This window comes from Rhodococcus sp. IC4_135 (assembly GCF_011602025.1).
GTDB lineage: Bacteria > Actinomycetota > Actinomycetes > Mycobacteriales > Mycobacteriaceae > Rhodococcus_F > Rhodococcus_F baikonurensis.
Genome location: NZ_JAAOLG010000040.1, coordinates 24564 through 35220, shown reverse-complemented (window position 1 = coordinate 35220; position 10657 = coordinate 24564). Strand labels below are relative to the sequence as shown.

The window sequence follows — 10657 nt, the reverse complement described above, 5'->3', positions numbered from 1 at the left end:
GTCCCCGGCCCCGGGAAGTTCGGATCCGCGTACTACGGATGGTCCGGCCCACCTTCTCCAGTCGCGGATGAATCCACCTGTTCTCAGCACGGGCTCGACGAACCATGCCCCCGCTGCTTTCCATCCACAGGGAGCTAAAGCGTGATCACCTTCACCCCTCAACCGCCGGAAGAACTGGGCGAGCGAATCGCAGCGGCGATCTATGCACTCATCGGCGAACGCGCCGGCGTCCACACCGTGATGACAGTCGACGAGACTGACGGTTACAGCTGGCCCCGACTGGTCCGCGTTCTGCGGCCGAGCGTCTACGACGAGATGCGATCCGATCTCGCCGGCCGACAAGGCACCTCGACGGGAGGCGTCGCCCGATCGCTGCCGCCGGTGTGGGTGGACGGTCTCGATTGGGTGGCCGAGGTCGATCGACGAGTCGCGTGGTGGACAGAGCAGTTCGGGCTCGACGGAGAACAGGGCCGCGTCGAGGTCGTGGCCTACGGGATCATGTTCGACACAGCCGGGACGACCACCGCCCGGTTGCGAAACTTCGCTGAGTACCAATGGCCGAACGATCAGGTGTGGCTGACGTACGGCGGACTGATCGCGAGGGAGCTCGAGGGTTGGCAAGTGGCAGCGGAGCAACTCGTCGACGGCGTGAAGCAACGCAAACTCGAAGTCATCGCACCGTGCCCACAGTGCGGAGAGCGATACGTCCATCGCAAGGACTCAGCGGGGGAGGTCGTTCGGCAGGCCGCATTGCAGATGACACTCGATGGATGCAAATGCCTTTCGTGCAATGACCTTTGGGCGCAAGACAATCTGCTGACACTCTCCCGAGTGATCGACTACGAGACCGCTCCGGAGCAAGAGCCGGCCGAAAGCGAACCCGCCGACGTCAGTGGTGAAGCGAACGGCAGAGCCGAACTCACGTGGGATGAAGTCCGAGCAATCCGAGCTGACCACACCAAGGGCACATCGATGCGCGCACTCGCTGCGACGTACGCGATAAGCAAGTCGCAGATCCACCGAATCGTGACCGGGGCCAGCTGGCACGAATCCGACAACAACGGAGACACCCCATGAAGATCGAAGAGTTCCTTACCGCTCGCCTTGCTGACGACGACATGCATGCCGACAAAGCTGACCTGAGAGACATCGAGAAGTTCGGGGGTGTCCCGATCTACATGAATGTGCCGGGAACCTCTGCCCGGACTCGTCGTGAGGTGGCAGCAAAACGGGCCATCATCGAAGCGGCTGACGAGGCAACGAGCTGCGACATGTCGGTCGATAGTGATCGCCGCGTTGGCAGTCGAAATATGGTCGAGGAGCCGTCCGTCGGTGACCTGATTCTGCGGGCGCTCGCGTCGGTGTACTCCGATCACCCTGACTACCGAACTGAGTGGGCTGTCTGACGGCCGGTTGCGGATGGGTGTCCCCTCGTGCATCATGGGTCTCGCGCTAGAAGTGTGTCCAGAACCTGAGACCCCTACGCATTCCTAATCTCTCGCGGTGGTCGCGAGAACCTGCAGCGTCAACATCACCACCTCGGTCGTTGTGTACCGCGGGCGGAATTGAAAGCACATCTGAGACCCCGATCCCTTGGGTAGATGTAGCTGCGCGTAAGTACGCAGGACCAGTCGCAAGACCATCACGATGGAGGTCAACCGTGCCCGAGATCCAAGACGAACTACGAGATCGCATCGCAGAAGGATTGGCCGGCATCGAGCACGAGCAACCGCCACACCCCGCCGACGACACTGACGAGGTGAAGGCGTTCGCGAAGTGGCTCAACGGCCTGGCCTTCGGCGCAGTCGACCAGCCCCTCCACTTCCAGACAGTGACCGACTACCTCGCGCCGCTCGCTCAGTCCATCCTCAACCGACAGGCTGGATGGGTGATCGACCAAGACACGGCTCGCTGGGTCCGCCTCGACGATGACCCGAGCGCGTAACCGAGTCTGCTCCGAGCCTGGCTGTCCCAACATCCAACCCGCACCGCGCTGCCGGACCCACCAGTCGGCACGCGACGCACACCAGCGACGCACGACGCCGACCAAGGTGACGAGGGACTGGATCGAGCGAAAGCGACGCAAGGAAGCCGTGGACGCGCACCGCAGAGCGCATGGAAACTGGTGCCCCGGTTATCGCATCGCGTCACACAGAGCCGAAGACCTCACCGCTGATCACATCACCCCGATCGATCGCGGAGGCAGCCCACGTGGCCCTCTGGCGGTGCTGTGTCGAAGCTGCAACAGCCGCAAGGCCGCACGTCCCTGACCTGCGACGACGAAACTCGTTCGCAACTGCAACGATCTCGCTGACCTGCGGCGACGCAAAGGGTGGGGGGTACCCCCTGGCGAAAGAAAAACGCCTCCGCCGCGGGGGAGGCCTCTGTCTGGTGCGGAGGGTTCAAAACGTTTGACCACCAAGGAAACTCGACCCGGAAGGCCCTCCGAATGAAGCCCAGTATCGGACGCATCGTCCACTTCAAAGTCTCCGAGAACCAAGCCGAAGCGATCAACCGTCGGCGTCTCGACTTCGCGAAGTACCGGTCCACAGATCCCGCGTACACGGACACCGGTTACGTCGCCCACTTCGGGAACAAAGTCCAGGCCGGTGACGTGTTTCCCGCAATGATCGTGGCGGCTTGGTCGGGGTCGGTGAATGTCAATCTCCAGGTTTTCCTCGATGGCACCGACACCTTCTGGGCAACAAGTGCAATCGAGGGTGAGCACGACGGCGGCTACCTCTGGCCACCGCGCGTCTGACCCGCAGACTCCCGCATGCCTTCGTGTAGCGGGTGGTTCAGCATCGTTGCCCTGACGGGTCGCTGAACCAACAACTGAATAGATTCCCTGTAGCTCAGAGGCAGAGCCCCCGCCGCAATACGGACGGGACGGCGCAGGTCCGAATCCTGCCAGGGGAACCACTTCCATCTCATTCGTTCCGGACAGCGTGAGGCTGCCCGGTGATCCGGCGCGGCGCGAGGCCGCTGAAGGAGTTCACATGGCTGGGCACGGAGGTGCACGAAACAGGTCAGGCCCCGCTCCGTCGGCAATGTCGGCGCGATCGGACGCTCGAAACCTGAAGGCACGGCAGCTGGCAGTACTCGGATACCAAGGGGAGATCCCGCGGTTCCCACTCGCTGGCAGCAACGACCGTGAGCTCGAGGTATGGGGCGAGGCCTGGCGAACACCCCAGGCATCGCAGTGGATACGCGAGTCATGGCGCTGGCGAACCGTCGCACTTTGGGTTCGGTGGTCGGTGAAGATGGAAGCAGCCGATGCGCCGGCCGCAACCGCAGCTGCCGCGACGCGGTTGGCCGACCAGATCGGACTCACCCCCGCCGGACTGAAGGAGAACGGATGGGTGATCGTGCCGGAAGATCTGGTCGACGATCCGAACGGCGCGTCTGACCAGGGCTCGACTCGAAAGAACGCCCGCAAGTCCGCGCCTGTCCGACGCCTGCGGTCCGTCGACGACAATGCCGGCGACTGACTCGTACGTCGTCGACTTCCCCACGCTCGGTGATGTCATCGATCCTTGGATCTCCGCGCACTGCTCGATTCCGGACGGTTTCGATCAGGGCAAGCCGTATGTCCAAGTCGACTGGCAGTTCTGGTGCACAGCCAAGCATTACGAGGTTCGGCCGACTGCGAAGTGGCAGCCGAAGAAACCGATGCGAAACCAGGCATTCAGGTATCGACGATCGCAAATCATCGGCCCGCAGAAATCCGGCAAGGGCCCGCAGGGCGCAGTCACCACATGCGTCGAAGCGGTTGGGCCCTCACTGTTTGCGGGCTGGGCGGGCGAGGACGACGGGTATTCGTGCGCGGACTACGGATGTGGCTGCGGTTTCGAGCACGCGTACATGCCAGGCGAACCGATGGGAATGCCTCACCCGTCGCCGCTGATCCAGCTGACGGCTACATCGGAAGAGCAAGTCGACAACGTTTACCGGCCTCTCCGGACGATGATCAAGAATGGTCCGCTCGGTGACGTGATGCTGATCCGCGAGGGATTCATCCGGCTGCCGGGAGACGACAACAGGATCGACAGAGTCACCGCGTCCGCAGATTCTCGACTCGGTAACCCAGTCTCGTTCGTACTGAACGACGAGAGCGGTCTGTACACGAAGTCGAACAAACTGATCAAAGTCGCGGAGACGCAACGCCGCGGTTTGGCCGGTATGCAGGGCCGCGGCATCGAGTACTCGAACATGTGGGATCCGTCGATAAACTCTTATGCGCAAAGGACTTACGAGTCAACGTCGAAAGACGTGTTCAAGTTTTTGCGCAAGCCGCCGGCGGGTTTGTCGTGGGGGAATCGGCGCGAGAGGCGCCAGATTCTCAAGCACGTTTACGCGGGCTGCACGTGGATCGACCTCAACTCGATCGAGGCCGAAATCGCCGAACTCATGGAAACCGATCCCGCGCAGGCGAAACGGTTCTACGGCAACTTCGAGGAGACCGGCCAGGGTGCATGGCTGCCGGACAACTTGTGGGAGAGTCGCTATGCCACCGGATGAGATCAAGTGGACGAACAACCCCCGCAAGGGCACTTCGATCGCTGTGGGATTCGACGGTTCAGAGAACGACGACTGGACCGCAATCAAATGCGAGACACAGTCCGGTCGAATCTTCACTCCCCGTTACGGTCCGAACAACCTGCCGACGATCTGGGATCCGAAGGCATGGGGTGGAAGAATTCCACGCCACGAAGTCCACATCGCGGTCGACGACATCTTCCGTAAATGGAATGTGCGCCGGATGTATTGCGACCCCAAGGACTGGCAGTCCGACATCGGTGATTGGGCGAACGAGTACGGCGACGAGATCGTCGTCGAATGGTCGACGTTCCGCACTGTCCAGATGCATTCGGCTCTCGAACGTTTCCTGACCGACCTCAAGACCGGACGCATCACACAGGACGGTTGCCCGATCACGACGACCCACATGAAGAACATCCGGAAGATGGCCGCTCGCGGCGACAAATACATCATCGGCAAACCCGCCGGCGCGTATCACCAGAAAATCGATTCCGGTGTGGCGTCCGTCCTCGCTCATGAAGCTGCGGCAGATGCTGCAGCCAAGGGCTGGGAGACCGACGAGTCCGAATCGATCTCGTACGCGATGTACGGATTCAAATGAAAAGGAGAGTGGCGTGGAAGAGAAGACGGCACGTCACTACCTCAGGGTAGGTCTCGCAGGTCTCGACAAGCAGCGACCGCAGTGGGAACGGCGGGAAAACTACCTTCTGGGAATCCAGGACGCGCCGTATGCACCCGAAGGGGTGAATGCGGAATACCAGGCGCTGCAGGACCAGTCGATCGCGAACTGGTTGGCATTGGCCATGAAAGCTCCAGTCCAGCGGATGCGCCCCGAAGGTATTCGCCGAGGTGGCGAGGACGGTCAAGTCGACCTCGACACCTGGAATTCGGTGTGGCAACCCAACAAGCTCGACGCCCGCGCCCCAATCGTGTTCCTCAGCATGATGGCCCACGGCCGAGGAATCTGGTCGGCATCGAAGAACCCAAGCAACCCGGCTAAGCCGATCATCCGTGTCGAGAACGGCAAACGGGTGTGGCTCGAACCTGACCCGGAGAACCCGTTCGAGAACATGTTCGCGGTCAAGACCGTCGAGATGGACGACCCGGACTCCGCTGCAGGTTCGTCGCTGTGGCTGCCCGACTCGGTTTCGCGAGGCAAGATCCAGCTCGCCTACGTCTACGACCATGAGGACTGGGTAAGGTTCCGCAAGCGCGGCAACGGCTTCACCGGTGGCACGTGGGAGCTGGTGGATCAGGGCAAGCACGGTCTCGGTGAACTGCCGTTCGTGGCATCCGACATCAACGTCGACGCTGACGGTGTTCCGCACTCGGCACTCGAACCGCTGATGCCGCAGCAGGATGCGCTCAACACCATCCGCTTCAACACACTGCTCGCAATGCAGTTCTCCGCATACCGACAGCGTGTCTTCACCGGATACGACCCCGTCGCGAAGGACTCTCAGGGAAACGTCCTGTTCGAGAAGCAGTCGGACGGCAAACTCGTTATCGACAACAACGGGCGACCCATCCCGATCCTGAACTCTCCCGGTCGAATCGGCGTCGATCGAGCACTGGTGTTCCCCGGCAAGGACACCGAAGTCTTCGACATGCCCGAGTCGAACCTCGACAATTACGTCAAGGTGTACCAGGACTTCATGACCACGTTCTTCGCGATCGCCCAGACGCCGCCGCAATACAGTCTGAACCGGATGGCGAACCTGTCCGGGGACGCGCTCGAAGGCGCGGATACGACGACGAAGTACTTGGTCAAAGATCTCCAGTCCAGCGCCGGTGAAGCACTCGAAACGGTGTGCCGACTCGGAAACCGTGCACGAGGTGCCGCCGGTGGTGATGACTACTCGTCGGAGATCGTGTGGGGCGATGACGCTGTGCGTCCGTTCTCGCAGACGATCGACGCTATCGTCAAACTCATTTCGACTGGCTTCCCGCGCAGGGCGGCATTCGAAATGATCCCCGGCGCAACGCCTCCGAAGGTTGAGGGCTGGATGACGCAGATCAAGGTCGAACGCGACGACGAGAACGACGTCATCAATCGCGCGATGCGCACCCTCGCTCCCGCGGCCCGCAAGGAATTGACGGCGGGCGCCGAACCCATGGATGCCGAGGTGGTTCCCGATGCTGCCTCAATCGACTCGTGAGTACTACCTCGAGCAACAGAAGATCATGGGCGTTGTGCTCCTCACCGCGAAGCGGATCTGGGGAGAGCACCCGCCTTTGGATTTCGACTTCTGGTGGTCCGAACACGTCGAGCAGCTGACCGCTCTGGCGGTGGCCGGCCAATCCCGCGCCATCGCCGGAACCGAAGAGTACGTCGCAGCCGCTCTGGCGGAGATGGGAACGCCGGTCGATCCCGACGTCGAGGTCGATCCCAGCCCCCTCGTCGGGGTCGCGTCGGACGGCCGGCCTCTCGACTCGCTCATGTACGGCGCGATCATCCGAACCAAAGCGAAGATCGGCCAAGCCGAGACAGTCGACAGTTCAGTCATGTTCGATGCGTGGCAGTCGGGGCTGTCGGCGCTGCTCACCCGGTTTCAGACGCAGATCGCTGACGCCGCACGCGTCGCGACATCGTTGTCGATCGCCGCCCGCCACGACGTCGGATACGTGCGAATGCTCAACCCGCCCTCGTGCAAGGGATGCGTAGTCCTGGCGGGAAAGTTCTACCGGTACAACACCGGGTTCGATCGTCACCCTGGTTGCGACTGCCGACATATCCCCGCCAGAGAGAACCGGGCACGCGATTTGCGCACGGACCCGATGGAGTATTTCAACTCGCTGACGGGTGAAGAGCAGGATCAGACCTTCACCATCTCCGGCGCGAAAGCGATCCGGGACGGTTCCGACATCACGCAGGTCGTGAACGCGCGTCGCGGAATGTCCACGGCTCAGACGAATCTCGCGGGGTGGATCCCCAAGGGGCGACTGAGCACCGAGAAGGTGTACGGCCAGGACATCGCAACAACCAAGGAAGGTGTCACGCGACGAGGTGTCGCGTACGAAGCGATGTCCGCAGCCGGGTACGCCGAACGCCGAACCGACGTCCGAGGGCGCAGGTACTTCGAGGCGAAGGCGCCACGGCTGATGCCGGAATCGATCTACGCGATCGCCGAAGACCAAGCAGACGCTATTCGATTGCTGAAGCTGAACGGCTACATCGCGGGCGGTTCACCTGCAAGGCGTTCGTCCCGAGTATCCGCAAGCCCCGCTGGTGACGGAAAGTCGATCTGGCAGACACCCGAGGAACTCGCAGCAGCGAACGCCGCAGCAGTGACACCGCCAGTCCCGGCACCGAAATTGGTAACACCGCAGATCGATTCGAACGTCACCGGTGTCGAGAAGATGCAGTTCGACCGCGACTTCACGATGGTCCCTCGATCTGCCCTCGCGATCCTCGAAGAACGCGGCGTGGAAATCGTTGTCGCACGTAAGGTTTCGGAGTCTAAGTTCGCCGCGCTCTACAAGGACGTGCGGACTGCTGACGATCGAGCCATCGAAGACGTGTCCTTCTACCAGGACAGTCTCGACGCCGTCGTCATCACGACCGGTCACGAATCCGGTTCAATCAACGTGGTCGCTCACGAAATAGGACACGCGCTCGACTTCCGCACCCTGCGCGGCAACCCCATCGATGTCGTGTGGCAAGAGCAGGGGAGTGAGCACCTACCCGCCTCGATCAAACAGCGGGTGCAAGAACCGGACGTCACCAGCGTCGATCGATTCATCGACGATCCGTACGTCGAGTGGGCGCACTCCGCGTACATCCACAAGAACCCTGCCGTGAACGACTACTACCGAACGGGATCCGAGGGCCACGCACAGTCCGGCCGGGAAGAATGGGTAGCCGAGGGTTACGCGGCCGTCGTCGAACGCAACGACGACTGGCTGCTGACGATCAGCGGAGGAAGCCGCGAGGCGGCGGATATACTTAAATGGACGTACCGACGGATGGGAGTGCTGCCATGATGCTGCCGCACCTTGTTCTGGGCAATTACCGCTACCTCGACGTGTGGGGAAACATTCAACCCGCCCGCCGGACCTTCACCGAGCGTGACCTCGAACGCCACCGCCGGATCAATCCCGACTTCGACCCACAGTCCGAAGCTGCTCCCGCCGCTCCCACGACACTCACCGACGAGAACCGTGCGTACTGGGAAGCGAACGCAGCCAAGCAGGGGCGAACTCTCGACGAGCTGCTGGCGCTCTAACACACCGCACCGACACGAAAGACCCCGGAAGCAATAGCTCCCGGGGTCTTCTGCTGTGCACACATTCTTCCCCGCACCTGATGCGGGGATTCCACCGCGACGCGCGAGGCGAAGCGGGCAACTCCGAGACGGAGAAACATCATGAACGTCAAGCGACCTTGGTTGCGCTACTTCAACGCCGACGACTCCGGGGCCGGAGGCACGAACGCCGCCGGCACTGGCGGTGCAGCGGCGGGCGCCGCAGCTGGCGCAGGTGCCGGTACTGGTGCTGGTGCTGGCACCGACGACACCGGAGCAGGCGGCACCGGAGGACCCGACGGAGGCGGCGCGGGAGGCGCTGACACCGGCGGCGATGACGGCGGCGATGACGGCAAGGGTGGAAAGGCGGCAGTCCTCGCAGACCTCGCCAGAGAGCGTGACGCTCGCCAGGCGCTGGACACCGAGAACCAGTCCCTCAAAACCGAATTGCAGGCACTGAAAGACCAGGGCCTGACACCTGAGCAGAAAGCCGAGCGCGACGCTCAGCAGACTGCCGGCCGCGTCGGTGATCTCGAAACGGAAAACGGCACCCTCAAGTCGTCCAATGCCGATCTGACCGCCGAGAACCTGCGCTTGCGGGTGGCGATCACCGAAGGCATTCCCGCGAACTGGGTCGATCGACTTCGTGGGTCGACGGAGGAAGAGGTCCGCGCCGACGCGCAGAGCGTCAAGCAAGACCTCCGGCTGGGCAGTGCCGGTGAACACACCGCCGGCGTCGGGCACCGCGGCTCCGATCACACCGACGCCAAGCCAGGCATGGGAAACATTCGGCTCGGCTACGAAACAACCTCTCGCACATAACGTCACACCCGGTCGGCACTCGACGAGCGGGCGAACCAGAAAGGCACACCCACCATGGCAATCACTCTCGTCGAGGCAGCGAAGCTGTCCAACACTCCACTGCAGAAGGGCGTCATCGAGACGTTCGTGCTGGAGTCCTCGATCCTGGACCGTATTCCGTTCCTCCCGATCGAAGGCAACGCTTACGCGTACAACGCCGAAGGCACCTTGCCTGGCGTCGAGTTCCGCGCTGTCAACGGCAAGTACAACGAGTCGACCGGCACCGTCGTCCAGCGCACCGAGTCGCTCGTCATTCTCGGTGGCGACGCGGACGTCGACCGCTTCATCGCCAAGACTCGAGGAAACCTCAACGACCAACGTGCAGTGCAGACCTCGATGAAGGTCAAGGCTGCTGCGTACAAGTTTCAGGACTCGTTCTTCAACGGCGACGTCGCGGTCGATCCGCTCGGGTTCGACGGGCTGAAGAAACGTCTGATCGGCGCGCAGGTTCTCGATGCCGGTGTCAACGGTCTGCCGGTGTTCAACGGCACCCCGGCTGCGGCGAAGGCGTTCTTCAACAAGCTCGATCTCCTCGTCGCCCAGGTTCCCGGCCTGACCGCCGAGAACGGTGCTTTCTACGCGAACCGCACCATCCACGCGCTGATCAAGGCCGCAGGCCGCGAGATCGGCGGCGTCGAGATGGTGCGCGAGGACATGACAGGCAAGCGAGTACTCCAGTGGAACGGAATCCCGGTCCTCGACCCCGGCGAGACGCCGGCCGGGGTCGCCGTTCTGCCGCAGACCGAAACTCAGGGCACTGCCACGGACGCGACGTCGATCTACGCCGTCAAGTTCGGTCGGGACGAAGGCGACAAGGCCGTCACTGGCCTGACCAACGGTGGTGTCGACGTGTACGACCTGGGCGAGCTGCAGGAGAAGCCCGCCTACCGTACGCGAATCGAGTTCTACACCGGTCTCGCGACGTTCGGCGGCAAGGCAGCTGCTCGTCTGCGCGGCGTTGTCGCAGCCTGACCACGGCACCACAAATTCGAATTCGAGAGGAACTCACG

At 62.4% G+C, this 10657-nt stretch carries 13 protein-coding genes and 1 tRNA gene; all 14 read left to right on the top strand.

Going from position 1 to position 10657, the window contains the following annotated elements:
- The first annotated feature begins 141 nt into the window (after positions 1-141).
- The 14 genes from G8767_RS31825 (at position 142) to G8767_RS31755 (ending at position 10619) form a co-directional block, all read left to right on the top strand.
- Positions 142-1077: a hypothetical protein gene (locus G8767_RS31825; RefSeq protein WP_166813868.1), complete on the top strand. Its 936-nt coding sequence runs from the start codon at positions 142-144 to the stop codon at positions 1075-1077.
- Complete coding sequence (locus G8767_RS31820; protein WP_166813866.1) at positions 1074-1406, top strand: DUF6221 family protein; 333 nt, start codon at positions 1074-1076, stop codon at positions 1404-1406. Before G8767_RS31825 ends, G8767_RS31820 begins: the two co-directional genes overlap by 4 nt.
- A 254-nt stretch (positions 1407-1660) precedes the next feature.
- The gene (locus G8767_RS31815) at positions 1661-1945 is read left to right on the top strand and encodes a hypothetical protein (RefSeq protein WP_166813864.1); all 285 of its coding nucleotides are present in this window, start codon (positions 1661-1663) and stop codon (positions 1943-1945) included.
- Complete coding sequence (locus G8767_RS31810) at positions 1929-2270, top strand: HNH endonuclease (RefSeq protein ID WP_166813862.1); 342 nt, start codon at positions 1929-1931, stop codon at positions 2268-2270. Before G8767_RS31815 ends, G8767_RS31810 begins: the two co-directional genes overlap by 17 nt.
- Positions 2271-2449: 179 nt before the next feature.
- Positions 2450-2761, top strand: coding sequence for a hypothetical protein (locus G8767_RS31805; RefSeq protein WP_166813860.1), 312 nt, complete (start codon positions 2450-2452; stop codon positions 2759-2761).
- A gap of 83 nt (positions 2762-2844) precedes the next feature.
- A tRNA-OTHER gene (locus tag G8767_RS31800) sits at positions 2845-2922 on the top strand.
- Positions 2923-2999: 77 nt separating this feature from the next.
- Complete coding sequence (locus G8767_RS31795) at positions 3000-3491, top strand: hypothetical protein (RefSeq protein WP_166813858.1); 492 nt, start codon at positions 3000-3002, stop codon at positions 3489-3491.
- The gene (locus G8767_RS31790) at positions 3478-4521 is read left to right on the top strand and encodes a terminase (RefSeq protein ID WP_166813856.1); all 1044 of its coding nucleotides are present in this window, start codon (positions 3478-3480) and stop codon (positions 4519-4521) included. The genes G8767_RS31795 and G8767_RS31790 overlap by 14 nt, the downstream gene beginning before the upstream one ends.
- The gene (locus G8767_RS31785; protein ID WP_166813854.1) at positions 4508-5143 is read left to right on the top strand and encodes a terminase; all 636 of its coding nucleotides are present in this window, start codon (positions 4508-4510) and stop codon (positions 5141-5143) included. The genes G8767_RS31790 and G8767_RS31785 overlap by 14 nt, the downstream gene beginning before the upstream one ends.
- Positions 5144-5156: 13 nt before the next feature.
- A complete protein-coding gene (locus tag G8767_RS31780) occupies positions 5157-6701 on the top strand; it encodes a phage portal protein (protein ID WP_166813852.1) in 1545 nt (514 codons plus the stop codon).
- A complete protein-coding gene (locus G8767_RS35610) occupies positions 6679-8526 on the top strand; it encodes a hypothetical protein (protein WP_206029981.1) in 1848 nt (615 codons plus the stop codon). Before G8767_RS31780 ends, G8767_RS35610 begins: the two co-directional genes overlap by 23 nt.
- Entirely contained in the window at positions 8523-8768 is a 246-nt protein-coding gene (locus tag G8767_RS31770; RefSeq protein ID WP_166813850.1) for a hypothetical protein, read from the top strand. The genes G8767_RS35610 and G8767_RS31770 overlap by 4 nt, the downstream gene beginning before the upstream one ends.
- Positions 8769-8909: 141 nt before the next feature.
- Positions 8910-9608, top strand: a complete 699-nt coding sequence (locus G8767_RS35605; protein ID WP_206029980.1) for a hypothetical protein — start codon at positions 8910-8912, stop codon at positions 9606-9608.
- A 54-nt stretch (positions 9609-9662) separates the two neighbouring features.
- Positions 9663-10619: a major capsid protein gene (locus G8767_RS31755; protein WP_166813846.1), complete on the top strand. Its 957-nt coding sequence runs from the start codon at positions 9663-9665 to the stop codon at positions 10617-10619.
- Positions 10620-10657: the final 38 nt, after the last annotated feature.

Excerpts from the sequence above, each read along its gene's own strand:
- G8767_RS31820 (WP_166813866.1), top strand. The coding sequence starts at position 1,074 with ATGAAGATCGAAGAGTTCCTTACCGCTCGCCTTGCTGACGACGACATG.
- G8767_RS31810 (WP_166813862.1), top strand. The coding sequence starts at position 1,929 with ATGACCCGAGCGCGTAACCGAGTCTGCTCCGAGCCTGGCTGTCCCAAC.
- G8767_RS31805 (WP_166813860.1), top strand. The coding sequence starts at position 2,450 with ATGAAGCCCAGTATCGGACGCATCGTCCACTTCAAAGTCTCCGAGAAC.
- G8767_RS31795 (WP_166813858.1), top strand. The coding sequence starts at position 3,000 with ATGGCTGGGCACGGAGGTGCACGAAACAGGTCAGGCCCCGCTCCGTCG.
- G8767_RS31790 (WP_166813856.1), top strand. The coding sequence starts at position 3,478 with ATGCCGGCGACTGACTCGTACGTCGTCGACTTCCCCACGCTCGGTGAT.
- G8767_RS31785 (WP_166813854.1), top strand. The coding sequence starts at position 4,508 with ATGCCACCGGATGAGATCAAGTGGACGAACAACCCCCGCAAGGGCACT.
- G8767_RS35610 (WP_206029981.1), top strand. The coding sequence starts at position 6,679 with ATGCTGCCTCAATCGACTCGTGAGTACTACCTCGAGCAACAGAAGATC.
- G8767_RS31770 (WP_166813850.1), top strand. The coding sequence starts at position 8,523 with ATGATGCTGCCGCACCTTGTTCTGGGCAATTACCGCTACCTCGACGTG.
- G8767_RS35605 (WP_206029980.1), top strand. The coding sequence starts at position 8,910 with ATGAACGTCAAGCGACCTTGGTTGCGCTACTTCAACGCCGACGACTCC.
- G8767_RS31755 (WP_166813846.1), top strand. The coding sequence starts at position 9,663 with ATGGCAATCACTCTCGTCGAGGCAGCGAAGCTGTCCAACACTCCACTG.